This is a genomic window from Streptosporangium nondiastaticum (genome assembly GCF_003011965.1).
GTDB classification, from domain to species: domain Bacteria; phylum Actinomycetota; class Actinomycetes; order Streptomycetales; family Streptomycetaceae; genus Streptomyces; species Streptomyces nondiastaticus.
In genome coordinates this window covers 39,432-65,518 of the sequence record NZ_PXWG01000004.1, presented here as the reverse complement: position 1 = coordinate 65,518, position 26,087 = coordinate 39,432, and the positions used below count along the sequence as shown (strand labels likewise).

At 72.9% G+C, this 26,087-nt stretch carries 19 protein-coding genes; 11 read left to right on the top strand and 8 right to left on the bottom strand.

Annotated features, from left to right (window positions below; translation table 11 throughout):
• Entirely contained in the window at positions 1-621 is a 621-nt protein-coding gene (locus B7P34_RS03660; RefSeq protein ID WP_106674308.1) for a 2'-5' RNA ligase family protein, read from the bottom strand.
• 192 nt (positions 622-813) lie between these two features.
• On the opposite strand from B7P34_RS03660, the gene B7P34_RS03655 reads away from it, so the two are divergent.
• Positions 814-2,355 (top strand): carboxylesterase/lipase family protein, encoded by a 1,542-nt coding sequence (locus B7P34_RS03655; protein WP_106674307.1) that lies wholly within the window; start codon positions 814-816, stop codon positions 2,353-2,355.
• On the opposite strand, the gene B7P34_RS03650 is transcribed toward B7P34_RS03655, so the two are convergent.
• The 6 genes from B7P34_RS03650 to B7P34_RS03625 form a co-directional block, all read right to left on the bottom strand.
• Positions 2,276-3,343 (bottom strand): DMT family transporter, encoded by a 1,068-nt coding sequence (locus tag B7P34_RS03650; RefSeq protein ID WP_106674306.1) that lies wholly within the window; start codon positions 3,341-3,343, stop codon positions 2,276-2,278. The genes B7P34_RS03655 and B7P34_RS03650 overlap by 80 nt on opposite strands.
• A 42-nt stretch (positions 3,344-3,385) precedes the next feature.
• Entirely contained in the window at positions 3,386-5,716 is a 2,331-nt protein-coding gene (locus B7P34_RS03645) for a penicillin acylase family protein (protein WP_106674305.1), read from the bottom strand.
• 35 nt (positions 5,717-5,751) lie between these two features.
• On the bottom strand, positions 5,752-7,218 hold the full coding sequence (locus B7P34_RS03640) for a pyridoxal phosphate-dependent decarboxylase family protein (RefSeq protein ID WP_106674304.1): 1,467 nt from the start codon (positions 7,216-7,218) through the stop codon (positions 5,752-5,754).
• Positions 7,219-7,242: 24 nt separating this feature from the next.
• Positions 7,243-9,021 (bottom strand): NAD(P)/FAD-dependent oxidoreductase, encoded by a 1,779-nt coding sequence (locus B7P34_RS03635; protein WP_106674303.1) that lies wholly within the window; start codon positions 9,019-9,021, stop codon positions 7,243-7,245.
• Between the two features lie 251 nt (positions 9,022-9,272).
• Positions 9,273-9,992: a GNAT family N-acetyltransferase gene (locus tag B7P34_RS03630; RefSeq protein ID WP_106674302.1), complete on the bottom strand. Its 720-nt coding sequence runs from the start codon at positions 9,990-9,992 to the stop codon at positions 9,273-9,275.
• Positions 9,989-10,738, bottom strand: coding sequence for a gamma-glutamyl-gamma-aminobutyrate hydrolase family protein (locus B7P34_RS03625; RefSeq protein ID WP_106674301.1), 750 nt, complete (start codon positions 10,736-10,738; stop codon positions 9,989-9,991). Before B7P34_RS03625 ends, B7P34_RS03630 begins: the two co-directional genes overlap by 4 nt.
• Before the next feature lie 477 nt (positions 10,739-11,215).
• On the opposite strand from B7P34_RS03625, the gene B7P34_RS03620 reads away from it, so the two are divergent.
• The 6 genes from B7P34_RS03620 (at position 11,216) to B7P34_RS03600 (ending at position 19,606) form a co-directional block, all read left to right on the top strand.
• Positions 11,216-12,298: a lysine-2,3-aminomutase-like protein gene (locus tag B7P34_RS03620; protein WP_106674300.1), complete on the top strand. Its 1,083-nt coding sequence runs from the start codon at positions 11,216-11,218 to the stop codon at positions 12,296-12,298.
• On the top strand, positions 12,295-13,545 hold the full coding sequence (locus tag B7P34_RS37195) for a peptide ligase PGM1-related protein (RefSeq protein ID WP_189382414.1): 1,251 nt from the start codon (positions 12,295-12,297) through the stop codon (positions 13,543-13,545). The genes B7P34_RS03620 and B7P34_RS37195 overlap by 4 nt, the downstream gene beginning before the upstream one ends.
• A gap of 163 nt (positions 13,546-13,708) precedes the next feature.
• Positions 13,709-14,602 carry a DMT family transporter gene (locus B7P34_RS03615; protein WP_189382412.1) on the top strand — a complete coding sequence of 298 codons (894 nt, stop codon included), beginning with the start codon at positions 13,709-13,711 and terminating at the stop codon, positions 14,600-14,602.
• Positions 14,603-14,764: 162 nt separating this feature from the next.
• Entirely contained in the window at positions 14,765-15,895 is a 1,131-nt protein-coding gene (locus B7P34_RS03610) for an ABC transporter substrate-binding protein (protein WP_106674298.1), read from the top strand.
• Between the two features lie 197 nt (positions 15,896-16,092).
• The gene (locus B7P34_RS03605; protein ID WP_106674297.1) at positions 16,093-17,022 is read left to right on the top strand and encodes a hypothetical protein; all 930 of its coding nucleotides are present in this window, start codon (positions 16,093-16,095) and stop codon (positions 17,020-17,022) included.
• A gap of 187 nt (positions 17,023-17,209) precedes the next feature.
• Positions 17,210-19,606 carry an excinuclease ABC subunit UvrA gene (locus tag B7P34_RS03600; RefSeq protein ID WP_106674296.1) on the top strand — a complete coding sequence of 799 codons (2,397 nt, stop codon included), beginning with the start codon at positions 17,210-17,212 and terminating at the stop codon, positions 19,604-19,606.
• 61 nt (positions 19,607-19,667) lie between these two features.
• On the opposite strand, the gene B7P34_RS03595 is transcribed toward B7P34_RS03600, so the two are convergent.
• The gene (locus B7P34_RS03595; RefSeq protein ID WP_106674295.1) at positions 19,668-20,246 is read right to left on the bottom strand and encodes a TetR/AcrR family transcriptional regulator; all 579 of its coding nucleotides are present in this window, start codon (positions 20,244-20,246) and stop codon (positions 19,668-19,670) included.
• Positions 20,247-20,570: 324 nt separating this feature from the next.
• On the opposite strand from B7P34_RS03595, the gene B7P34_RS03590 reads away from it, so the two are divergent.
• Genes B7P34_RS03590 through B7P34_RS03575 form a run of 4 tightly spaced genes read left to right on the top strand, consistent with a single transcriptional unit; the run spans position 20,571 to position 25,477 of the window.
• Entirely contained in the window at positions 20,571-21,161 is a 591-nt protein-coding gene (locus B7P34_RS03590) for a 2Fe-2S iron-sulfur cluster-binding protein (protein WP_106674294.1), read from the top strand.
• Positions 21,158-22,150, top strand: a complete 993-nt coding sequence (locus tag B7P34_RS03585) for an FAD binding domain-containing protein (protein ID WP_106674293.1) — start codon at positions 21,158-21,160, stop codon at positions 22,148-22,150. The genes B7P34_RS03590 and B7P34_RS03585 overlap by 4 nt, the downstream gene beginning before the upstream one ends.
• Entirely contained in the window at positions 22,147-24,324 is a 2,178-nt protein-coding gene (locus B7P34_RS03580; protein ID WP_106674292.1) for a xanthine dehydrogenase family protein molybdopterin-binding subunit, read from the top strand. The genes B7P34_RS03585 and B7P34_RS03580 overlap by 4 nt, the downstream gene beginning before the upstream one ends.
• Positions 24,275-25,477, top strand: coding sequence for an XdhC family protein (locus B7P34_RS03575; RefSeq protein WP_223267473.1), 1,203 nt, complete (start codon positions 24,275-24,277; stop codon positions 25,475-25,477). The genes B7P34_RS03580 and B7P34_RS03575 overlap by 50 nt, the downstream gene beginning before the upstream one ends.
• Positions 25,478-26,087 lie beyond the last annotated feature (610 nt).

The following is a 26,087-nucleotide window of genomic DNA, read 5'->3' as shown; positions in this document are numbered from 1 at the left end:
CTACGGCTCGTACCCGGGTGCCGCATGCTCCGGTGCCCGGCGGACCTCGCCCGTGCCCAGCGTGATCACGGCCCGGGGCAGCATGGGCCCCTCGCCGCGCCGGGAGAGGACGACCACTTCCTCCACCGCGGCGGACTGCGCGCCGAGCCGGGCGGCGCATTCGGCGGCCAGGCGCCGTGGTTCCCGGGTGCGGCCGAGGGACAGGTGCGGGGTGAAGCGGTCGCCGCGCCCGCTGCAGAGCGGGAACCGCGACGCCAGCTCCTGCTGGAGGCGCTCCCACGGCGCCGAGCCCTCCGCCGCCGGGTCGAGCCACACCGTCGCGTAGTGCCGGTGCCGGAAATACCGCACGCCGGACAGACGGGCCGTGAACGCCGCGCTCTCCGCCGCCCCCGCGGACAGCAGCGGCACGGCCCGCCCGAACTCCTCCTCCGGCACGAACCCGAACAGCAGGTTCACGTGGGGCGGCCACCGCCGCACCTGCGGATCGTGCTCCCACCGGATGGCCTGAATCGCAGGCCAGAGCTCCTGCGGCGGCAGCCACGCCACCGCCGTCCGGGCCGTCGGCGCCACGTCGAGCGCGCCGGCGGTCCCGGCCCCGTCGAAAGCCTGGTTCGCGTCCACACACTCATGGTCCGGACCACGACCGGATCGCACGAGCCGGCGCGCCTGATCGCCCGAGGAGAAGTCCGGGCCGTCCGTAAATGACTGGCGCGCAACCTGACGCAGCCGGGATCCTCCGGAGTGTCCGGGCCGGCGCGGCCCTTGTGATCGCGCTCCGTCCCGCCCGGAGAGCGCCCCGGAGAGGGAGTGGTGATGACCGTCTTCGCATCCGAGCCGTCCGCGACCCGGCCCGTAGCCCGCACTGCAGCCGGAGCGCTGCGCGGCAGCCGGGAGGCGGGCGTGGCGGTGTTCCGCGGCGTCCCGTTCGCCGAGCCGCCGGTCGGCGCGCTGCGTTTCGCCGCGCCGCGGCCCGCACGGGCGTGGGAGGGGGTGCGGGAGGCCGTCTCGTTCGGGCCGCCGCCTCCGCAGGGTGGTCACTTCGGCATGGACGAGCGGGCCCGGGAGGCGGCGGGCGACGACTGGCTGACGCTCAACGTCTGGTCGCCGGAGCCGGGCCCGGGCGCCGGGCTGCCCGTGATGGTGTGGATCCAGGGCGGCGCCTACACGATCGGCATGTCGTCCCTCCCCGAGTACGACGGCGGGCGCCTGGCACGGGACGGCGGTGTCGTCGTGGTGACGTTCAACTACCGCGTGGGGCTGGAGGGCTTCGGGCAGTTCGAGGGGGCGCCTGCCAACCGGGGCCTGCTCGACCAGGTCGCCGCCCTGGAGTGGGTGCGTGACAACATCCGGGCCTTCGGCGGCGACCCCGGCCGCGTCACGGTCTTCGGCCAGTCGGCGGGCGGCGGCTCGGTCGCCGCGCTGCTGGCGATGCCGCGTGCGGCCGGGCTCTTCGGCCGGGCCGTCGCGCAGAGCGTGCAGGGCACGTTCTTCTCGCCGGAGCTCGCCGCCGGCATCGCCGGCGCCTGCGCCGCCGAACTGGGGCTGAAGCCCACGACGGCCGACCTGTCCACGGTGGCCCCGGACCGGCTGTCCGCCGCTGGTGACGCGGTCGGCGCCGGGATGGGCCGGTGGGCGGAACACTGGGGCCGGGCCGCGCACCGGTCGATCCCGTTCTCGCCGGTCGTCGACGGTGACGTCCTGCCCGTCACCCCTTGGCAGGCGCTCGCCGGCGGAGCCGGCCGGGACGTCGCCCTCCTCGTCGGTCACACCCGTGACGAGCAGCGGTTGTTCACGGCGATCGAAGGGCTGCTCGGCCGGGTCACGCAGGAGCAGGCGGCGACCGCCCTGGCTCTCTTCGGCCCCGGCGGCGACGGCGGCGCGCGCCGCTACCGCGACGGCTTTCCGTCCGCGGGCCCGGACGAGCTGTACGAACTGGTCCACTCCGACTGGCTGTTCCGCATGCCGAGCCTCCGCCTCGCCGAAGCCCGGGCAGCCGCCGGCGGCCGCGCCCATGTCTACGAGCTGACCTGGCCCGCCCCGGGCATGGGCGGCGCCCTCGGCGCCTGTCACGGTCTGGACGTGCCGCTGGTCTTCGGCAACCTCGACCGAGGACAGCCCGCCATGCTGATCGGCGAAGGCCCCGCCCCGGAGGCCGAGGCGCTCTCCGCCCGCATGCGCGCCGACTGGACGGCGTTCGCCGCCCACGGCGACCCCGGCTGGCCCGCGTACGACACCGGACAGCGCCTCGTACAGCTCTACGACACCCGGCCGGCCGTCACCGCTTACCCGGAGGAAGCCTCCCGCCTGATCTGGCAGGAGCATGCGTTCCCGGCTCTTCCGCTGACCGGCCGGTAGCACCGGCGGCGGGGGCCTCCTCGCCGGTGGGCGGCCGGTGGCCGTCGTCCGGCGTGTTCGCGCGGTTGAAGAGGTAGGAGCCGAGCAGGACGCCGGCGATGACGAGGAGTCCGCCCCAGAGTTCGTGGAAGGTCGGTGCGCGGCCTTCCCAGACCAGGTTGAAGGCCGCGCCGAACACCGCTTCCATGCCGATGACGGGGCCCATGACCGTGGCGGGCAGCCGTTTCGAGGCGATGTTCCAGAACCAGGTCGCGCACCACGAGCCCAGTACGGCCAGTGCGACGCACCACAGCAGGAACGAGCGGAGCGTGCCGGCGTCCGAGAAGGGGGACGGGCCGTCGCCGGACCGGGCGAGCGGGAGGAGGAACAGCGAGGCGCCGAACGCCCCGAGGCCGATGCAGGCCGTCCAGGTGGCGTTGCCGGCGGCGGGCCGGACCCGGTTCAGGGCGACGCGGTTGACGATGACGAAGTAGGACCAGGCGACGCAGGCGAGGAAGCCGAGGACGACGCCGGCCGTCACGTCGCCGTCCCCCGTCCGCCCGTGCGGCGCACCGCCGTTGACCAGGAGCAGCCCGGCGGAGATCGCCGCGACCGGCAGCACGAGCCGGCGCCACGGCAGGACCTTCTCGGTCGCGTTGGAGGCCAGGGTCACCAGCAGGGGGATCAGCCCGGTCAGGGTGGAGGCGAGCACTCCCCCGCCGGCCTGGGCGGACAGGGACAGCAGCAGGTAGAAGCCGATGTATCCGACGACGCCCAGGTGCAGGGCCAGCAGCAGGTGGCGGGTGCCGAGGCGGCGGAGACCGCCGCGGTGCGCGGCGAGCACGGCCAGGGACATGACGCCGAAGACGGCGTACCGGCCCACGACGAGGTAGTAGACGTTCACGGGGGCGACGGCGGCCGGCCCGAGGAACGTGAAGCCCCACAGGGCCGTTGCCATGAGGGCCGCGAGCAGGCCCACGACGTACGTGCGGGGCGCTCTGCCGGTCATGTGTGCACCTCTCCGCGGTCGTGACGGGTCGATCGGTCCAGCCTATGCCGGGGCGGGGACGAGCACGATGCGGGTGCGGGTGTGCGCTTCGACGGCGGCGCGGCTGTAGTGGAGGGGGAAGGCCCGGTCGCGGGCCCAGTCCTCGTACAGGTCGTCCCAGTGGGGGCTGTCCGGGCGGCCGGACTGGCCGGGGGCGTTCATGGCGCGGGACCGGTCCCAGTCCCCGACGTCGACGACGACGCGGAAGCTGGCTCCCAGGTCCTGGGTGAAGCCGGCGTCGTATCCGGTGTTCAGCACGGTGTCCCCGCTGCCGGGTCGTTCGCGGCGGTCCAGGCGCGTCCAGGTGCGGCGGAGGCGTCCGGCCAGCGGGTGTGCGGGGGCGGCGTGGTGCAGGGCTCCCCATCTCCAGCGGCTCATGTCCTCCCCCAGCCGGTCCCGGCTCTCGCGCAGGGCGCTGTCCAGGGACGTGGTGAGCAGCCGGTCGAGTGCGGCGCGGTCGTGACGCAGGGCGTGCAGCAGGCTGATGTCGGTGCGGACGTCGGCGCCCAGGTCCTCGTCGGTGAGGAGGCGTGCCATCGCGCTGTCCACGGCCTCGGGCGGGACGAGGGCGGTGAGGGCGTGGCGCAGCAGCGCGGGGCGGAGGTGGCGGCGGGACCACACCTGGTAGAGGGCCGCGGCCGAGGAGCTGGCGGTTTCGTCGCAGTCCCAGGAGCGCAGCAGTGCGGTCGCCGCGGCGAGGCGGGGCGGCGGCCGGTAGCCGGCCAGGGACGCGAGGACGTGCCGGGCCGACGCGTTGACGGTGTCGCCCTGCAGCCGTACGCAGTCCTCGACCGTCATCGCCCGGGCGTTCCCCAGAACTTCGGCGATCCGGTCGTAGCGGAAGCGGTGGTCCCAGTCGAAGCCGATCGTGCCCTGCTCGTGGGGGAAGCCTTCGGGGAGGTTCATTTCGTTGGCGCTGGCGAACCAGCCCTGCGGCGGGTTGCGCAGGGACGCCGCCCGGTCCGGTGGCCGGAGGCCGGCCCATTCGTAGCGGCCGTCGCCGGGCACGGGCAGCAGGCCGTCCCAGCCGGGCCGCACGGGCACGGCTCCGGCGGCGCGCCAGCCGATCGTGCCGTCCGGCGCGGCGTACACCATGTTCTCGCCCGGCGCGCCCCAGTGGTGGAGGGCCTCGACGAACGCGTCGGCGGTACGGGCCTGCAGGAGCCGCAGGCTGCCGAGGTACGGGGCGCTGCCGGGCGCCAGCCAGGCGGCCCGCACCGCGAAGGCCGTGCGGCGCGCGGGGTCCTCGCGGACGACGGGGCCGTGCCGGGTGAAACGGAGTTCGACCTCGACGGGGTCGCTCCCGGCGACGTGGATCCGTTCGCGGACGACCCGCATGGGTTCCCAGCGGCCGTCGTAGCGGTAGCTGCCGGGGTCGCCCGGGGCGGTCTCGTAGACGTACAGGTCCTCCTGGTCGATGGAGAAGATGGTCAGGCCGAACGCGAGGTGGCCGTTGTGCCCGACGGACAGGCCCGGGAGTACGGGTTCGCCCGCGCCGACCGCGTCCAGGCCGGGGGCCGAGAGGTGCACCAGGCGGCGCAGGGAGGGCAGGGTGATCGCCCGGTGCGGGTCGTTGGCGAGCAGGGGGCGGCCGGTCGCCGTGCGGCCGGGGCCGATGACCCAGTTGTTGCTTCCTTCGGGGTGGGTGCGGCGGCGGGGTGCGTCCGGGGTGTCGCCGGTGGGGCTCGTGGGGGTGGTGAGGTCGGCGGGGGTGGTGGCGAGGCGGTAGACGTCGAGCACGTCGTCGGGGATGAGGGAGAGGTCCAGGCCGTCGGGGACGCGCACCTCGCGCGCCGGTTCCCTGACGCGGCGCAGGTCCTCGACGGCGGGCCCGTGGTCGCGCAGGGTCAGGGCGCGGGCGGCCTTCTGCTCGGCGTTGCCGGCCAGGCCGTGGCCGCGGATGACGGCGATGTCCCGCGGCTCCCACAGGGCGGGCCGGTGGCCCAGCTCGCGGAACTCGGCGGGCAGCAGCTCCGGCCGCTGCTCGCAGAGCCGGATGAAGGCGTTGATCCCTTCGGTGAAGGCGGTGGCCGTGTCCTCGGCGTCCGCGCCGTAGGCATCCCATTCGGCGCGCATGTCGCCCCGGTACAGGAACAGGCGGGCCGCGCGGTCTCGGGCGACGAACCGTTCGCCGAACACCTCGGAGAGCCGGCCGAGTCCGCGCCGCCGCCACAGGTCGAGCTGGAACAGGCGTTCCCGGGCGGCGTCGAAGCCCTGCGCGCGGAAGACGTCGGCCCGGGTCCGGGCGTAGAGGTGCGGGACGCCGTGGTCGTCGACCAGGATCTCCACCGGGGCCGTGAGGCCTGCGACCGGGTACTCCTCGTCCGCTTCCATGGGCTCCTCAGTCCTCCTCCGCTTCCCTGGACTCTTCAATCCTCCTCCGCCGCGCGCAGCTCCGCCCCGAAGGCCCGCACCTGGGCGATCAGGAAGTCGAAGTCGGTGACGTCGGTGCGGTGGTTGTTGTCGGCGACGCGGATGACGAACTTCCCGTCGAGGACCGTGTGCGAGGGCATCGCCAGGCCCTCGGTCTGCAGCCGGTTCAGGATGCCCCGGTTGACGCGGTCGGCGGCGTCCGGGGCGGCTCCGGGCCAGACGTAACGGAAGCAGGCCACGTTCAGGTCGCTGCGGGCGACGAGTTCGAGGTCGTCGGCGGCTTCGACGCGTGCGGCCAGGTGGGCGACCTGGGCGACGTTCGCGGCGACGGCCTCCGCGAACGTGCCGATGCCGTGGGTCTTGAGGGCGAACCACACCTTCAGCGCCCGGAAGCGCCGGGACTGCTCGATGCCGCGGTCGGAGAAGGCGAGCGGGTAGGCGGCCGGTCCCCCGGCGGTGCTGCTGATGTAGTCCGCGCTGGAGCTGAAGGCCGCCTCCAGCACGCCTTCGGCGCGGGTGAGCACGCAGCTGACGTCGAACGGCATGTAGAGCCACTTGTGCAGATCGCACACGAGTGAGTCGGCCTCGGTCATGCCGTCGAGCAGGGCGTGGTGGGAGGGCAGGAGCTGGGCGAACGCCCCGAAGGCGCCGTCCACGTGGTACCAGAGGTCCTCTTCCCGGGCGATCTCCAGCAGGGTCCGGAGGGGGTCGACCGCGCCGGTGTTGACGGTCCCCGCGTTGCCGATCAGGCACAGGGGGTGCAGGCCCGCCTCGCGGTCCGCGCGGAGCGTGGCGCGCAGCGCGCCGACGTCGATCCGGAAGTCCCGGTCCACCGGGATCTTCCGGAAGAAGCGGCGGCCGATGCCGAGCAGCTCGACGGCCTTGTCGACCGAGTGGTGGGTCTCCTCGGACCCGTAGACGGTGAACTGCACGCCCGAGGCGACGGCGCCCTCGTCACGGAAGGCGGTGGTGGAGGGCGCTTTCGCCACCCGGGCGGCGGCGAGGGCCGTGACCTGTCCCATGGAGGCGCCGCTCGTCAGCAGCCCGGAGCCGGCGGCGGGCCAGTGGAGGGCCTGCTGCAGCCACTCGATCACCTGCTGCTCGACCATCATCGCGGCGTTCCCGCCCGACCCGAGCGTGCAGTTGATCACCGAGGCCAGCAGGTCGCCGTAGGCCGCGACCGGCACGCCGGAGCCGTTGGCCCAGCCCCAGAAGCGGGGGTGGATGTTGCCGCGCGGGAACGGCAGGACCGTCGTCCGGAACTCCTCGTACACCTCGGCCATGGGCATGCCCCCGGCCGGCAGGCCGGTGCGGAACGAGGCCCGGACGTCCTCCGGTACGGGCTGCCACACGGGGCGCTCGCGGAGGCCGGCGAGGTGGTCGGCGATGTCGTCGACGATCCGCTTGCCCAAGGCCCGGAACTCCTCCCAGTCGGCGGGGTCCAGCGGGGGGTCGGTGTGCATGGCGTCCTCTTTCTCCGGGTCTGCTCAGGTGCGCGAGGCCAGCGGCTGCGGGGCCCGCGCGGCAGGCGTGCGCGTGCCGGCCGGTGCCGTGAAGGCCGTGAACCGCTCGGGGTGGTAGAGCCGGTGCATCGGGTGCTCCTCGCCGCGCAGGGTGGCCAGCACGGCGCGGGCGATCGCCGGGGCCTGCGCGAACCCCCCGGTGTTGTGGCCGCCGTTGACGACGTACAGCCCCCGGCCCGGGCCCTCCTCCACGTGGTGGAGGCCGAGCGAGGTCGCGGTCCAGGGGCGTATGCAGTACTTGAACGCGTAGTTGTCGCCGCCGCGGGACGAGGCCCGCAGACCGGCACGGTCCGGGAAGAGCCGCTCGATCGTGTCGGCGATGCCGTGCCGCACGGCGGCGAGCTGCCGTGCGTCGGGCTTGGTGCCGGCCCCCGTGTAGCCGTAGCCGGAGCCGACGATCAGGATCTCCTGGCCGTCGGCGTCCAGCCCCACCGTCACGTTGGCGTCCTCGGTCACGTGGCCGCGGCGCCCGACCTTGAGGGAGTTGCGCAGTCCCGTGGCGCGGTTGCTGATGCGGATCCAGCCGCCGAGCACGCCGTGGATCCTCCCCTCGCAGGGCGTGCCCCGCAGCAGCTCGCTGCCGTAGACGCCGGGCGAGGCGACGACGTGGGCGTCCGGCGGCAGCGGCACCGGGCAGTCGAAGCCGGTCAGCGCCCCCGAGGCGGCGCGGCGCACGCCCTGCACGGCGGTGTTCCAGTGGAAGCGGACGCCCCGGTCCGTCAGCCACGTGACGGCCCGGTCGGCGAACTTGTGCACGTTGAGGGTGAAGCCGGGGACGAAGAAGCCGCCGGCCAGGCCGCCGTCGCGCATCGGCCCGGCCAGGGCGGCGCAGTCCCGTGCCGCTTCGGCGGGCGGCAGTTCGCGCAGGACGGCGCCGATGGCGCGGTGCCGGGCCAGGGCGGACTCCAGGTGGGCGGGGTCCTCGTACACCCGCAGGATGTCGTCGGCCAGGACGACGTTCTCGAACAGCTCGGGGCGGCGCCGCCGCAGCAGGTCCCACGCGCGGCCGGCCTCGGCGGTCAGGGCGAAGATGTCGTCGTTGTAGGACCTGGCCAGCCAGGAGGGGACGCGCTCGAACTCGTCGATCCAGGCGTGCTCCTCGGGGGACAGGGTCCAGGCGTCGCGGGCGAGCCAGCCGTTCTCCTCGACGGGCCGGCGGAACCAGTCGGGCGGGCCGCCGTGGAAGTCCTGGTTGTTGTAGCTGTCCATCTCGGTGAACGTGAACATGCGCGCGTCGTCGCCGGCGTGGGTGCAGCCGTACGCCTCCCAAGCGGCGCTGCCGGGTGCCGGCGAGCGGTCGAGGACGGTCACCCTGTACCCGGCCTCGGTCAGGTACAGGGCCGTGACGAGGTTGACGACTCCCGCGCCGATCAGGACGGCCTCGCGCGGGCCGTCGCCGGACGCGGGCGGCGGGGCGGCGCCCGTGAGCGGGCGCGAGAGCGCGAAGTGCCGCTCGCAGCGGGCCAGGGCCGCTGCGACGGCCTCCAGGTCAGCGGTACGGCCCGGGGCCGCGGCGGGAACGCGGGCGAGGAAGACGGGCCCCCGGGCGTCGGTCCGGCGCCGCAGTGCCGCTTCGTCCGGCGGCTGCGAGGTGACGAGGGCGGCGGCTCCGTGCCGGTCGAGGGCCGCGAGCACGTCCTCGGACGGGGCGCCGTCCAGTGAAGGGTCGTGGACGATGTTGCCGGAGCGCAGGAAGTCGGTTGTCCCCAGGCCGGTGTTCGGGAGAGTGAGCAGAATCTTCATCTCGCTGGGAGTCCTGTTCTGGCTGTCGGGTGCGGTGGTCCTGTCGTCGCCGGGGTGCCGGGGTGGTTGCCGAACTGCCGGGGTGAGGGGACGGGGGTGACGCACAGCCGCGCACGCTCCGTACAGGAGGCGCACAGGCGTGGGGAGACATGGGGTGTGCGGGGCGTGTGGTGCGGGTGCGGCCTGCAGCGATGCGGGGCGCGGCCGCCCGGCCGCGTCGTACGGCCGGTCGGGTGATCAGAGCAGGCCGGTCAGCCCTGGCCGGTGCTGAACGGCAGCGGCCGGCGCCGCATCCGCAGCCGGGCACGGCCCGCTCCGTCGATGTCGATGCCGGTTCCGGTCCAGCCGTCGTGGAAGGCGCGCTCCAGTGCGTCGGTGGCCGAGCACGCGACGGTCAGTTCCGGCGTCTCCCCGGTCGTGGCGGGCCATCCCGCGGGGCTGGGCCGGTACAGCAGGAACCGCAGCCGCCCCCCGAACTTCCGTACGAGGTCGACCGGTCGGAAGCCGGCGTCCAGCAAGGTGCGGACGGCGTACGGGTTGCTGGGCGCGCTGGTGGCGAACAGGTGGCGGATGTCCGTGCCGGCCATGTCGGCGAGGGCGCGGGCGTTCATCAGCCGGGCCAGCCCGTGGCCGCGCCAGCCGGGCAGGACGGCGACAGTGTCCCAGTGGCCCACCCGGTGGTACTCGGAGGGGGGCAGGGCCGTGTCCTTGGCCAGGTTGAACGCGCGGTCGCGGGGAAAGTAGACCATCCGGTAGGCGACGGTCTCACCGTCGTGCGCCACGCCGTAGCACCGTCCGCCGTCGGCGAGGCAGTACGCGATGAACTCGGGCGTGCTGGTCTGGAAGACGGACGGGTCCGCGAGGGCCGAGTGCACCCGTTCCTGGAGGGTGAGCAGGAGCCCGAGGTCCCCGGGGCCGAGCCGGCGGACCTCGAACTCCGGATCGGCCGGCCTGCCGGGCGCCGTCGTCATGACGCTCCTGCCGCGGCGACGAACGCGGCGATCAGCGGGTCCGTGCGCTCGCCCGTGCCGTCGGCGGGCCCGTCGTCCGCGGGCAGTTCGGGGTGCCACAGGACGCCGACCGCCCATGCGTCCCCCTCGCGCTCGATCGCCTCGGCGAGGGAGTCGTCGGCGCGGGCGGTGACCCGCCACCGGATGCCGCCCGGAGTCTGCTCGTCCAGTCCCTGGTGGTGGTACGAGACCACCTTCAGCGTCCGCTCCCCGTACGCCCGGGCGGCCTTGCTGCCTTCGGCGAGGGTGACGGAGTGCCGGGAGGTCTCCGTGAGGGAGGTCCGGTGCGCGACGCGACCGCCGTTGACGTCGGGGATGTGGCCGATCAGCGGATTTCCGGTGACGGTGTGGAGCACCTGTGCGCCGCGGCAGATGCCGAGCGTGGGCATTCCCGCTTCGAGCGCCGCTCCGGCCAGCCGCGTCTCGAACGCGTCCCGCCGGGGGTGGTAGGTGTATCCGGGCTGCCGGACCGTCCCGCGGCAATGCGCGGGATCCATGTCCTCGCCGCCGGTGAGCAGCAGGCCGTCGAGCACGGAGAGGTACGACGCGCACACGTCCTCGTCCGCGCCGGTGCAGGGGATGACGAGGGGCAGGCCGCCGGCGCGCAGCACCTGCTCGGTGTATCCCTCATGAATGCTGTGACTTCGGATTGCCTGACGAAAACGTGAGGTGACCCCGATGCGGGGCCTCACGGACGACGTCCTCATCACCCAACTCCCCCTGAAAAACCAAGCACACGCACATGACGGCTTAAGACGGCATACGACGAGCGATGTTTCAGTGGCCGGCAGGAGCGCGCGGCTCGCGGCTCGCGACTTGCTGTGCGGAAATAACCTGCCTGGTAAAGGACTTGCAGTGCGGCGACTACACGTTCGAACGGTCGGCACCGTAACCGAACACCGAGGGAACATGCAAGTTTCCGAGATCATTGACAAGCCGTCAAATCCGTCTGCATCATGGTCCGCGTTCAGCGATCAGGGGACTCTTAGCGATCGCACAAGCCGGCCCGGGACCACCGGATATGGCCGGCGGCTCCTCACTCACCGGTCCACCGGTTTTTCTCCGTACTCCATGGCGTGCACGCGCCCGTGCACCCGTCGTCCGGAGCAGCGATTCCCGTCCCCCGCCCACACAGGCCGAAGCATTGCACCGGCGCAATGTCCTCACGGGAGAGGCACTGAAACGTGGCCAGTCGCTCCGTCCGCACACCGAAAGACCTCGTGGCCAGCAAACTGGTCGACGAGGCCGACCTTCCGACGATCGCCGATGTCGCCCAGCGGTACGCCGTGAGCATCACGCCGGCGATGCAGGACCGCATCTTCACCGTGGACGACCCGGTGGGGCGGCAGTTCGTGCCCACCGGCCAGGAACTGCTGACCACCCCCGAGGAGAGCGACGACCCGATCGGTGACGACCCCTTCACCCCCGTGAAGGGCATCACCCACCGCTATCCCGACCGGGTGCTCCTCAAGCCCGTGCACGTGTGCCCGGTCTACTGCCGCTTCTGCTTCCGCCGCGAGGTCGTCGGGCCCGGCGACCACATGCTCCGGGGCGAGCAGCTGGAGGCCGCCCTGGACTACATCCGTGCGCACCCCGAGATCTGGGAGGTCATCTTCACCGGGGGCGACCCGCTCATCATCGCGCCGTCCAAACTGCGCCCCATGCTGGAGGCGCTGGACGCCATCGAGCACGTGAAGGTGATCCGTTTCCACACCCGGATCCCCGTGGTGGACCCCGGCCGGGTGACGCAGGACCTGGTCGAGGCGCTCCGCCTCGGCACTCCGGTGTGGGTCGTCGTCCACACCAACCACAGCCAGGAGATAGGCGACGACGCCCGCGGGGCGCTCCGCCGCCTCGTGGACGCCGGCGTTCCGCTGGTCAGCCAGACGGTGCTGCTCAGGGGGGTGAACGACACGCCCGAGGCGCTGGAGGACCTCTTCCGCACCCTCGTCGTGAACCGCGTCAAGCCCTACTACCTGCACCAGGGCGACCTCGCGAAGGGCACCGCGCACTTCCGGACCACGATCGGCGAGGGCCAGGAGCTCATGCGCGACCTGCGCGGCCGGGTCTCCGGAATGTGCCAGCCCACGTACGTCCTCGACATCCCCGGCGGGCACGGCAAGGTGCCGATAGGCCCGGTCTACCTGACGGACGGTGCCGCGCGCGTCACCGACCCGTGGGGCGAGGAGCACGCCTATCCTCCGCCTCCCCCGGCGGCTGCGACCGGCACGGAGGAGCCGGGCGAGAAGGGCCGGGCGGGCGGATGAGCCACGGGCGGCCGAGCCGGACCATCCTGTCGAACCTCAACAGCGACACCATGGCCGACGACCCCACGGACCGCTATCTGCGGGCCATGGCCGTGCCCACCGCGCGCATGCTGTGGGAGGCGGAACCGGGCGACTGCGTCGTCATGCTGGCCCCCTGCCCGCCGCGGTTCCGCGACTACGTGGCCCGCACCGTCGGCCTCGACGTCGGCGCGGTGGACATCGTGGCGCCGGCCGGCACGGCCACCGCCCACCCGCTCGACGTCGCCGCCGGGCTGGGCGCGATGAAGCTGCTGGCCGAGCGGCCCGTCCTCGATCCGTTCGCCCTGGACCGCCCCGTCCTCGACTTCGCCCGCAGCACCGGCATGCGGCTGCACCCGTACTCCGCGCACCCGGAGGACGCGGTCCTGGACGTCGTCCGGCGCGCCAACACCAAGAGCGGCATCCGCGAGACGGCGGCCGCCCTGGGGCTGCCGGTCGCCGACGGAGGGTTCGCCGCGACCCGCGGCGAGCTGGTCCGGCGGCTCGTCGCGTTCCTCGCCGACCACCCCGCCGCCATCGTCAAACCCGACCGGTCCTCCACGGGCTTCGGGAACACGGTGGTCGAGGCCGGGGCCCGGGAGTCGCGGGAGCGCCGGGTCCGCGAGGCCGTCGCCGGCGGGGCCGGGCGGGGCCGCGGCTGGGTGTACGAGGAGTTCCTGCCGCTCACGGCCTCCCCGAGCATGGAGATGATCGCCGACGACGCCGGCGTCACCCCGTACTACAGCTGCGACCAGCGGACGGTGAACAACGCCTGGACCGGCATGGTCACCCCGGCCGCCGAGGGCCCGCACTCCGCGGCGCTGCACGAGGCCGCCGCGGTCCTCGGCGGATGGCTGCACGGGCAGGGCTACCGCGGGATCTTCGACGTCGACTGCGGCACGCACGACGGCGGCTACGTGATCACCGAGGCCAATGTGCGGACCACGGGCGGCACTTACCTGGAGAAGCTGGCCCGGCGGCTGCGGCCCGGGGACGCCCCGGTGCACTGGCGCGCCGACGGCCGGTTCAGCGATGATCACCTCGACTTCCGCGAGGCCGTGCGCCGCATCGAGGCCGCGGGGCTCGCCGGCGCGTCCGCCGACGTGCGGGCCGTCCTCACGACGGACACCCACGACGTGGACGGCAAGTGGCGCTACCTCGTGGCCGGGCGGGACGCCGGAGCCGTCGCGGAGGCGGAGCGGGTGGTGGAGGAGGCGCTGGGCATCTGAGCCCGCTGCGGCCCGGGCCGTCCCGGCGGTCCCGGGCCGTCGCGCGCCTCACCGCACCCGGCAAGCCGGCCGGTCAGTCGGCCGGCCGGTCAGTCGTCATGACAGAGCGAAGGGATCACGTGCTTCACATGCTCCACGAGTTACAGAACGGTCCGGCGGCCGGATGAGCGGCGTCATCACGCGCCGGCAACGCGGGCTGCTGCCCCTGCTGATCGCCTCGATCCTCTGGGGCGTCTGGACCACCGGCGAGAAGTACTCACTGGCGGGGCTCTCCGTCGTCACCCTGCTCACCATCACCCTCGCGGCGTCCGCCGCGCTCCTGTGGGTCATCCTGCTCTGGAAGGGCCACCAGCGGCCGACCCGGAAGCAGCTGGGCCTGCTCGCCCTCCTCGGCCTGTTCGAGCCCATGCTGGGGTACGGGGCCATCGGTCTGGGACTGGCCTACATCGACGCCGCCGAGGCCGCCCTGCTCGACGGCACGGAGGCGGTCTTCATCGTCGCGCTGGCGGCGTTCGTCAACCGGCGCCTCCCGACCGGCCGGGCCGTCGCGGGCGTGGTGCTGGCGGCCGCGGGAGTCGCCCTGCTGGGCGGCCCGAGGGCCGACCTGGGGCTCTCCCTCGGCTCCCTCCTGGTGCTCGCCGGCTCGCTGGCGGCGGCCGTCGCCACCATGATCGCGGGCCGTGTCGTCCTGGACATGGACCCGCTCGTCGTGACCGCGTACCAGTTCGGCTTCGGCCTGCTGTTCATGCTGCCCCTGCTGGCCTGGCAGTGGGGCACGGACGCCGCCGCGCTCACCGCCGGCGTGCACGCCGGCCACTGGGCGGTGGCGGCGATCGTGTGCGGCGGCGGGCTCGGCGTGGCGTACCTCCTGTACAACCACTCGATCACCCGGCTGTCCGTGAGCGCGGCGGGCGTCATCCTCAACATCATCCCGGTGTTCGGCGTGGCGGCCGCGATCATCTTCCTCGGCGAGAGCGTCAACCTCTGGCAGTTCGTCGGGGCCGCCCTGATCGTGAGCGGGATCTTCCTGTTTTCGGAGGCTGACCTGGACGAATGACCGGCGGGGGGCCTGCCCGGGCCGCCGGGGGCCCGGCGGGCCCGCCGGGCCCGGGCTGACTTTATTGAAAGTTTAAGGACATTCGCTCTAGAGTGACGACGAGGAGATCCTTGAATATTCAAGAACACTCCTCTCCCCCCATGTCCCCTGTAAGGAGCCTTCGTGAAGTCCACCCGGAAGGCCTGGGCCGCAGCCGTCGCCCTGGGCGTCCTCGCCGCGAGCGGAGCCACCGTCGCCGCCGCCACCCCCTCCGCCTCCCGCGCGTCGCAGGGCGCGAGCGAGGACGAGCAGCTGCAGAAGCTGTACAAGGACGCCCTGGCCGAGGGCGGCCGCCTGGTCGTCTACGCGGGCGGCGACAAGCCCGGCCAGGCCGACTACCTCAAGAACGCGTTCCTCAAGCGGTTCCCCGAGATGAAGGTCGACACCGTCGTCGACTTCAGCAAGAACCACGACGCGCGCCTCGACAACCAGATAGCCGAGCACAAGGTCGTGGCCGACGTCGTCCACCTCCAGACCCTCGACGACTTCCCGCGCTGGAAGAAGGAAGGCGCGCTGGAGAAGTACAAGCCCGTCGGCTGGAACAAGGTCTACGACCAGATCAAGGACAAGGACGGCTACTACACCGGCCTGTTCTTCATCGCCTTCGCCAACGTCACCGCCACCACGCTCGGCGACAACGCACCCGTCGAGGCGCAGGACTTCCTCAAGCCCGAGTTCAAGAACGAGCTCGTCTTCACCTACCCGAACGACGACGACGCCGTCCTCTACTACTTCAAGCAGCTCACCGACAAGTACGGATTCGACTACCTGAAGAAGCTGCTCGCCCAGAACCCCAAGTTCGTCCGCGGCACCGCCGACGCCTCCGCCACGGTCGGCAAGGACGGCTACGTGGCGAACTTCGGCAGCTCGGGCAGCTCCAGCGGCCTGTCGAAGACGAGCACCCCGCAGAAGTCGCCCTGGGTCGCATGGCCGCAGACCGGCGCCATCCTCAAGGACGCCCCGCACAAGGCCGCCGCCAAGTTGTACCTGAGCTGGCTCCTTTCGCAGCAGGGGCAGGAAGGCCGGTGGAGCGCCCGTACCGACGTCGCCACCCCGGCCGGGCGCAAGAACGTTTTCGACTACGACAACATGAACCCGCTCGGTCTCGGAAAGTTCATGAGCGACCGCGCCGCCCTCGACCGCTTCAAGGCGCGCATCAACCTCTACGTCGGCGACGTGAAGGGCGCGAACCCCGCCGATCCCGAGGGCAAGCTGGGCCTGTACCCCGTCGACCAGAACGGCACGCAGGGCTGAAGCGCAGCACCGGGAAACGGAACTGATCGGTAAACCTGACCTGACTGCCGGCGGACCCCGCCGGCAGTCAGCTGTTGTCTCCACCCCCTCATCACCCGTTCGGACCATTGCGCCACATGAAATGACATGGCCAGTATGTGGAGTCCACATCGGTCCGAGTCGCTCTTCGCGCTCGACGGATCCGAAGGAGCAGTGTGATGCTGCGAGTGGAAGTCGAGATCTTCTCCGGGCGCCCCAATCCCGCCTGGATCATCACTGACGAAAGCGCGGTCCGTGCGCTCCTCTCGGAAGTGGCCGATACCGCCGAGGAGGTTGCGGGACTGCCCCGCGAAGGATTCGACGGCCTCGGCTATCGCGAGGTCGTGGTGTCCGCCGCGAGTGACGATCAGGCCTGGCCCGGCTCCGTGCCCCGCGAATTCGCCATCGGGACGACCGCCGCCCGCAATGTCGCCCGTTCCGTGGACCTGGCCCGTCGCGTGGTCTCCGACATGCCCCGTCACGCCGGCCGGGCGCTGCACGAGCACCTGATCACGCCCGTCGACGAGCCCATGCGGGACCTCGTCCTGCACGAGCTCGACCGCTTCGCCGAGGCCCCTCCGCCATTCTTCCGGAATCCGCGTCTCCCGTCGTACCCCGCGGTCGGCACAACCGCTCCGGAAGAATCCGGCCCCGCCGCCTCCTGCCTCGTCGAACTGGGCAATTACAACCCCGCCTTCTGGAACCGCCCGGAGGTGCAGCCCTACAACAACTGCTACAACTACGCGGCCGACAAGCACACCGACAGCATCGCCCAGCCGGGCCGCGCTCACGGCACCGACATCCGGGCCTACGCCTGCTCCGACGTCATCAGCGCCATGTTCGTCGACGGCGTGGTGGGAAGCGCCCAGTGCCTCCCCGACAGCGAGAGACCGCGGTGGTACATCGCCCTCGTCATCTGGCCGGGCACGGACTTCCACTTCTACCGCAAGCACCAGGAGCTGTTCTGGGGCCACAAGCCGGGGCGTGACACCGCCCGCAACTACGACAACAGCGGTGTCCCCATCAACAATCCGGAAACCGCCAACCGCGGGAACTACCGAGATTTCTGCGGGTACTTCTACCTGGGCCGCTCCGTCGTCATCCGGTAGTCCCGTCCCGGACTTCCCTCCGCTCGCCCGCCCGCCCGGACCGGCCCGGCAGGAGCGGGCGCGCCACGCGGACGCGCCCCGGCGTCTTCCCTGGCCGGGCCGCGCGGGAGCCGGACGTACGCTCGAAGCCGGTGGGACCGGGCCGGACGGCCGCGAGGGCGGGCCCGGCGCAACGGATGGAGCGACGATGAGCAAGGTCACGGGGACGGAGGCGCGGCAGCCCGCGCCGCACGCCGCCGACAGCCACGATCTGATCCGCGTGCACGGCGCGCGCGAGAACAATCTCAAGGACGTCAGCATCGAGATCCCGAAGCGCCGTCTGACGGTGTTCACCGGCGTGTCCGGCTCGGGCAAGAGCTCCCTGGTGTTCGACACGATCGCCGCGGAGTCGCAGCGGCTGATCAACGAGACCTACAGCGCCTTCGTGCAGGGCTTCATGCCGGCCCTGGCGCGGCCCGAGGTCGACGTGCTCGACGGGCTGACGACCGTGATCAGCGTGGACCAGCAGCGGATGGGCGCCGACCCCCGCTCCACGGTCGGCACCGCCACCGACGCCCACGCGATGCTGCGCATCCTCTTCAGCCGGCTCGGGAAGCCGCACGCCGGCCCGCCCAGCGCGTACTCCTTCAACACCGCCTCGGTCCGGGCGAGCGGTGCGATCACGGTCGAGCGCGGCGCGCGGAAGGCGGTGAAGGCGACCTATTCGCGCACCGGCGGCATGTGCCCGCGCTGCGAGGGCCGGGGCACGGTCTCCGACATCGACCTCACCCAGCTCTACGACGAGTCCAAGTCGCTGAACGAGGGCGCGCTCACGATCCCCGGCTACAGCATGGACGGCTGGTACGGCCGCATCTTCACCGGCTGCGGCCTCTTCGACCCCGACAAGCCGATCCGGAAGTACACCAAGAGGGAGCTGCACGACCTCCTCCACAAGGAGCCGACCAAGATCAAGGTCGAGGGCATCAACCTGACGTACGAGGGCCTGATCCCCAGGATCCGGAAGTCGATGCTGTCCAAGGACATCGACGCGCTGCAGCCGCACGTCCGCGCGTTCGTGGAGCGGACGACGACGTTCGCCACCTGCCCGGAGTGCGACGGCACGCGGCTCAGCGAGGGCGCCCGGTCGTCGAAGATCAGGAAGATCAGCATCGCCGACGCCTGCGCGATGGAGATCAGGGACCTGGCCGAGTGGGTCCGCCGTCTCAAGGAGCCCTCGGTGGCGCCGCTGCTCACGGCGCTGCAGCACACCCTCGACTCGTTCGTGGAGATCGGCCTCGGCTACCTCGCGCTCGACCGGCCGGCGGGCACGCTGTCGGGCGGCGAGGCGCAGCGCGTCAAGATGGTCCGGCACCTGGGCTCGTCGCTCACCGACGTCACGTACGTCTTCGACGAGCCGACCACGGGCCTGCACCCGCATGACATCAGCCGGATGAACGACCTGCTGCTACGGCTGCGGGACAAGGGCAACACGGTGCTCGTCGTGGAGCACAAGCCGCAGACGATCGCGATCGCCGACCACGTCGTGGACCTCGGCCCCGGCGCCGGGACGACGGGCGGCGAGGTCTGCTTCGAGGGCACCGTCGAGGGCCTGCGGGCCGCCGGCACCGTCACCGGCCGGCACCTCGACGACCGGCCCGCCCTCAAGGAGGCGGTGCGGAAGCCGGCCGGCGCGCTCGCGGTCCGCGGTGCGACGACGCACAACCTGCAGGGCGTGGACGTCGACATCCCGCTCGGGGTGCTGTGCGTGGTCACGGGCGTGGCGGGGTCCGGCAAGAGCTCGCTCGTCCACGGGTCGATCCCCTCCGGGGAAGGCGTGGTGGCGGTGGGCCAGGGCCCGATCAAGGGCTCGCGGCGGAGCAACCCGGCGACGTACACCGGCCTCCTCGACCCGATCCGCAAGGCGTTCGCCAAGGCCAACGGCGTGAAGCCGGCCCTGTTCAGCGCCAACTCCGAGGGCGCCTGCCCCACCTGCAACGGCGCGGGCGTGGTCTACACCGACCTGGCGATGATGGCGGGCGTCGCCGTCACCTGCGAGGAGTGCGAGGGCAGGCGGTTCCAGGCGGCGGTGCTGGAGCACCGCCTCGGGGGCCGCGACATCAGCGAGGTGCTCGCGATGCCGGTGTCCGAGGCCGAGGAGTTCTTCGGCGCCGGCGAGGCGCGCACTCCGGCCGCGCACCGCATCCTCGGCCGGCTGGCGGACGTCGGGCTCGGCTACCTCACCCTCGGGCAGCCGCTCACCACGCTGTCCGGAGGCGAGCGGCAGCGGCTCAAGCTGGCCACGCACATGGCGGAGAAGGGCGGCGGCCGGTCCGTCTTCGTACTCGACGAGCCGACCGCCGGCCTGCACCTCGCGGACGTCGAGCAGCTGCTCGCCCTGCTCGACCGGCTCGTGGACTCCGGCAAGTCGGTCATCGTCGTCGAACACCACCCGGCGGTCATGGCGCACGCCGACTGGATCATCGACCTCGGCCCCGGGGCCGGCCACGACGGCGGCCGGATCGTCTTCGAGGGCACGCCCGCCGACCTCGTCGCCGACCGCTCCACCCCGACCGGCGAGCACCTCGCGGCGTACGCCGGCGGCTGAGCGGAGCCTGCGCGGACGCCGGCGGGGGGCCGGGCGGTCTGCCGCCGTGGCCGGCCCGGGCTCAGCGCCCGGGCGCTCCCGCGCGCAGTCCGTCCATGACGAGGTCCATCAGCCGGGTGACGCGCGGCTGCCAGTCCGAGCGGGGGTCGATGTGCCAGAGGCCGGCGATGGCGAGGAGGAAGTCGTCCGCGGAGACGCCCGGGCGGATGGTGCCGGCCTCCTCGTTGGCGCGCAGCAGGAGTTCGGCCGCCGAGGTCACCGGGGCGTGGCCCGGCTTCTGCGGTCCCCCGGGCCCGGCGGTGGCCATGCGGATGGCGTCCGCCAGGCCGGCCTTGGTCATGGCGAACCGGGCGAGGCGGTCCATCCACTCGCGCAGGGCCCGGGACGGTTCCCGCGTGCCGAGCAACTGGGCCGCGGCCTCGGCCACCTGCTGCATTTCGTAGCGGTATATCTCCAGGACGAGCGACTCGCGGTTGGGGAAGTTGCGGTAGAACGTGCCCTGTCCGACGCCCGCCTTCCTGGCGATCGCGCTGAGCGGGGCGTCCGGGCAGCGCGTCAGTTCTGCCACGGCGGCGTCCAGGATGCGCTCGCGGTTGCGCCTCGCGTCCGACCGCTGAGCGGTGTCCTTCTTCTCCTGCACTCGTCCTCCCGGTGACGCGTGCCCGAATCCCGCCCTTGTTAACCGGACAGTTGTCCACTAAGCTCCATAGGAGCGGACAGTTGTCCGCTTGTGCTCACCATAGCGGCACGCGCGACCGACCGTTGCCCGTCCCGGCACCGGCGTCGTGATCTTCGCCGCCCGCAGTGTTCCCGACACCCGAACCGCCACGCACAGCACCGCCTCGCGGTCTCCCCGGCACGCCCCCGGAGACCTTCCTGATCCATCGTTCGTTCCGCCTGCCGGTTCGTCTCCCCGCGACGCGCTCCGGGCACGAGGCTCCGGATACGCGAAAGAAGGCTGATCATGGCCCCACCCCCCTCGTCCGCGCACGACAGCTCCATCACCCTGGACGTCAACGGCGACAAGCACACGCTGACCGTGGACCACCGCACCACCCTGCTCGACGCGCTGCGCGAGCGGCTCGACCTGACCGGCACCAAAAAGGGCTGCGACCAGGGGCAGTGCGGGGCCTGCACGGTCCTGCTCGACGGGCGCAGAACCGTGGCCTGCCTGCAGCTCGCGGTGGCCGCCGAGGGGCGTGCGGTCACGACCGTCGAAGGCCTCGCCGAGGGCGGTCAACTGCACCCGGTCCAGCAGGCGTTCCTCGATCTGGACGGCTATCAGTGCGGCTACTGCACGCCGGGGCAGATCTGCTCGGCGGTCGCGGTGATCGAGGAGCACGCGGCGGGCTGGCCGAGCGCCGTCACCGACGACGTACGGCCCGAAGCCGGCCCGCCCCCGCTGACCGACGACGAGATACGGGAGCGGATGAGCGGCAACCTGTGCCGCTGCAGCGCCTACGTGTCGATCGTGCAGGCGGTCTCCCGTGCGGCCGCCGCGGCCCGGGCGGAGTCCGCGGGGACGACGGCGGCCGGCGCCGGGGAGGCGGCGTGAAGGAGTTCGGCTACCAGCGCGCGTCCGACGTCTCCGGCGCGCTCGCGCTGCTCGGCGCCGATGCCGGCGCCCGCTTCCTCGGCGGCGGCACCAACCTCGTCGACCTGATGAAGGCCGGCGTCGAGCGCCCCTCCCGGCTCGTCGACGTGCGCGGACTTCCCCTGGACCGCATCGAGCCGACAGCGGACGGAGGGCTGCGCATCGGCGCCACCGTCACCAACAGCGACCTCGCCGCGCACCCCGGCGTCCGCAGCCGCTACCCGGCACTGGCCCAGGCCGTGCTGGCCGGCGCCTCCGGGCAGCTGCGCAACATGGCCACGGTCGGCGGCAACCTGCTCCAGCGCACCCGCTGCGGCTACTTCACCGACGTGAGCAGGCCCTGCAACAAGCGCGTCCCCGGCAGCGGCTGCCCGGCCGTCGAGGGCGAACACCGCAACCACGCGATCCTGGGCGCCTCCGCCCACTGCGTGGCGGTCCACCCCTCGGACATGGCCGTCGCACTGACCGCCTTCGACGCCGTCGTCTCGTACCGCACGGGCGACGGGCCGGGCGAACTGCCGCTCGCAGACCTCTACCTGCCCGTGGACGGCACACCGCACCGGGAAACCGCCCTGCCGCAGGGCGCGCTGATCACCGCTGTCACCCTGCCGCCCGCCCCCGTCGCCGCGCTCTCCCGCTACCGGAAGGTCCGCGAACGCGCCTCGTACGCCTTCGCGATCGGCTCGGTCGCCGCGGCCCTCGACGTCCGCGACGGCGTGATCCGCGAAGCGCGCCTGGCCTTCGGAGCGGTGGCGTCCCGCCCGTGGCGGGCCCGCGCCGCCGAACGGACGCTGACCGGAGCACCCGCCGGCGGCGAGACGTTCGCCGCCGCCGCGGACGCCGAACTGGCGGCCGCCCGACCGCTGCCGCACAACGCGTACAAGGTCACCTTGATGCGCAATCTCGTCGTGGCGGTCCTGACCGGACTCACCGAGGAGGCCGCCCGATGACCACCGCCCCCGCGGCGCGCGAGAGCGCCGTCGGCACCGCCCGCACCCGGGTGGAAGGCCGCGACAAGGTCACCGGCGCCGCCCGCTACGCCGCCGAGATCCCCTTCGCCGGACTCGCCCACGGCTGGCTGGTGCTGTCCACCGTCGCGCGCGGCCGCATCACCTCCCTGGAGACCGCCGGGGTGCTCGCGATGCCGGGAGTGCTCACCGTCCTCCACCACGGGAACGCCCCGCGGCTCAACGCCGACTACATCGGCCTCCTGGGGGTTCCGCCGGACCCGACCTGTGTCGTCTTCCAGCACGACCGGGTGCCGTTCATGGGATGGCCGGTGGCCCTGGTCGTCGCCGAGACCCCCGAACAGGCCAGGGAGGCCGCCGAAGCGCTCGTCGTGCGCTACGAGGAGGAACCGCACGACACGGCCTTCACCCGCGACCGCCCGGACGCGTACCCCGTCGGCGGCCGCATGCCGGCCGAGACCCGCAAGGGCGACATGGAGGCCGCGCTCGCCGCGTCCGCGGTCGTCGTGGACGCGGAGTACACCACCCCGGAGGAGTACCACCACCCGATGGAGCCCCACGCGGCGACGGCCCGCTGGGACGGCGGCCGGCTCGACGTCGTGGACTCCAACCAGGGCGCCACCTGGATCGTGGGCGAGCTCGCGAACCTGTTCTCGCTCGACCCCGCCTCGGTGCGGGTGCGGTCCGAACACGTCGGCGGCGGCTTCGGCAGCAAGGGGATCCGGGCCCACCAGGTGGCCGCCGTGATGGCCGCGACGCACCTCCGGCGGCCGGTGCGCGTCGTGCTGACGCGTCGCCAGATGTTCCCCCTCGCCGGCCACCGCAGCGCCACGATCCAGCGGATCAGGCTCGGCGCCGACACCGGCGGACGGCTGCGCGCGCTGGAGCACCGCTCCCTGAGCCACACCTCCACCGTGCACGAGTTCGTCGAGCCGAGCACCGGCGCGACGCGGGTGATGTACGACGCCGACGCCCACCACACGGCCAACCTGGTGGTGCGCCTCGACCTGCCGACCCCGACGTGGATGCGCGCACCCGGCGAGGCACCGGGGTCGTTCGCGCTGGAGACGGCGCTGGACGAGCTCGCCGAGAAGTGCGGGATCGACCCGATCGAGCTGCGCGTGCGCAACGAGCCCGAGCGGGGGCCCGTGTCCGGCCTGCCCTTCAGCAGCCGCAACCTGATCGCCTGCTTCCAAGAGGGCGCCCGCAGGTTCGGCTGGGCGGACCGGGACCCCCGTCCCGGACTGCGCCGCGAAGGCCGCTGGCTGCTCGGCACCGGCACGGCCGCGGCAAGCTTCCCGGTGATGGCCCTGCCGTCCACGGCGGCCGTCACGGCGGAGGCCGACGGCACCTTCACCGTACGGATCGCCGCGGCGGACATCGGCACCGGGGCGCGGACCGCGCTCACCCAGGTGGCCGCCGACGCGCTGGAGGTCGCGCCGGACCGCGTCCGGATGCGGATCGGGGACAGCGACTTCGGACCGGCGATGATCGCCGGAGGCTCGATGGGCACGCGCTCCTGGTCATGGGCGATCACCACGGCGGCCGGCGAGCTGCGCGAGCGGCTCGTCCCGGGCGCCGGCATCCCGCCCGAGGGCATCACAGTGCGCTCGGACACCACCGAGGCCGTCGGCGCCCTCGCACAGATGGAACGGCACTCCTTCGGAGCGCAGTTCGCCGAGGTCGCCGTGGACGTCACCACCGGCGAGGTGCGCGTACGGCGCATGCTCGGCGTCTTCGCGGCGGGCCGGATCATCAACCCCCTCACCGCCCGCGGCCAGTTCACCGGCGGAATGATCTGGGGCATCTCCATGGCCCTGCACGAAGAAGCGGTACGGGACAGCGTCTCCGGCGGCCACTACGGCGCCGACCTCGCGGGCTACCACGTCGCCACGCACGCCGACGTCCCGCACGTCGAGGCGCACTGGATCGACGATCCGGATCCGCACGACCCGGTCGGGATCAAGGGCATCGGCGAGATCGGCATCGTGGGTGCCGCGGCGGCCGTCGCCAACGCGGTCCGGCACGCGACGGGCGTACGGCACCGGAGCCTGCCCATCCGGCCGGACCGCGTCATCCTGGCCGGTACAGCCGGTGCCGGTGCTGATGCTGGTGCTGGTGCTGGTGCTCGTGCTGCGGGGGAAGCACATGCTTGAGATCGCCGGGGAACTGCACCGCTGGGCCGAGCAGGGCCGGGACTTCGCCGTCGCCACCGTGGTGGCCGTCGGCGGCAGCGCCCCGCGCGGCCCCGGCGCCGCCCTCGCCGTCGACCGCGAGGGCACCGTCATCGGCTCGGTGTCCGGCGGCTGCGTCGAAGGGGCGGTGTACGAGCTGTGCCGGCAGGCGCTGGCGGACGGCGAGACCGTGGTCGAGCGGTTCGGCTACAGCGACGACGACGCCTTCGCGGTCGGGCTCACCTGCGGCGGGGTCATCGACATCATGGTCACGCCGGTGGCCGCGGGCGCGCCGTGGCGGGCGGTGCTCCGGTCGGCGGTGTCGGCGGCCGCCCGGGGCGAGCCGGTGGCGGTCGCCCGGGTGGTCCGGGGCCCGGACGAACTCCTTTGCAGGGCACTGCTCGTACGCCCCGAGGGGTCGCACGAGGGCTCCCTCTCGTACGAAGGCTCCCTCGGCGGCCGCGCGGAACTGGACCGGACGGCGGCGGCCGAGGCGCGGGCCGTGCTGGACACCGGCCGCACCGGAACGGTCGGCCTCTCGGAAGACGGGTCGCACTGCCCCGGCGGGCTCACGCTGCTCGTCGAAGCGAGCGTGCCGCCGCCCCGCATGATCGTCTTCGGTGCGATCGACTTCGCCGCGGCGCTCGTACGGGCGGGCAAGTTCCTCGGCTACGACGTGACCGTGTGCGACGCCCGCCCCGTCTTCGCCACGCGGGCCCGCTTCCCCGAGGCCGACGACGTCGTGGTCGACTGGCCCCACCGCTACCTGCGGCGCACCGCCGTCGACGGGCGCACGGTCCTCTGCGTGCTCACCCATGACGCCAAGTTCGACGTGCCCCTGCTGAAGGAGGCGCTGCGGATGCCGGTCGCGTTCGTCGGCGCGATGGGCTCGCGCCGCACCCACGCGGACCGCGGCCGGAGGCTGCGCGAAGCGGGCGTGACCGAAGGGGAACTGGCCCGGCTGCGGTCGCCGATCGGCCTCGACCTCGGCGCCCGTACGCCCGAGGAGACCGCCTTGTCGATCGCGGCGGAGATCGTGGCGGCCCGGCGGGGAGGCACGGGGGTGCCCCTGACGGGCTCGGACGCGCCGATCCACCGTGAGGAGAGGGAGCGGGGCGGTGCCGTGGCCGCCTGACGGTTCGCGGGGGCGGCGTTGCGCGCTCACCTTACGCCGAGCGCGTCCGTCACAGCCGGCACACCCACGACTGCTTTCTGGTGCTTCATCCGCTTCGTCCTCGTGCTCCTCAAGTGCTCACTGCGCTCACGAGGCTCACGAGGACGAGCCGCAGCCGCCCGAGCCGCCGTCCCCGCTGTGCCCCCCGCCGCACGAGTGATGCCCTCCCCCTGAATGGCCTCCACCGGAGTGGTGACCCGACCCTCCGCCGTCTCCCCCGGAGTCCCCCGACGTGTCCACGTATCCCCCGCTCCTGCTGCTCCCGCTGCTTCCGCCACGACTGCGGCTTCCGCCGGTGCCCCGGAGCGCCTGCGCCAGCTTCTTCAGAATCCCCATGACCGCCCCCTCCCCCGTCAGGCGTACCCACCGCACGGCCCGCACGCACGCTTCCGCCTCGGCGCACCGGAGCACTCCCCGCGCATTCAGGAAGCGGACGGGGAGCGCATCCGGGGAGACACGGGGCTGACATGGCGCTTTGCGGCCCTATTGTCCGTCCATCACGTGATATCCCTTTCCACCCTTGCGGGTTGTGTCTCTCGCCGGTGCGCGTGCCGCGTTGACATCGGTGTCG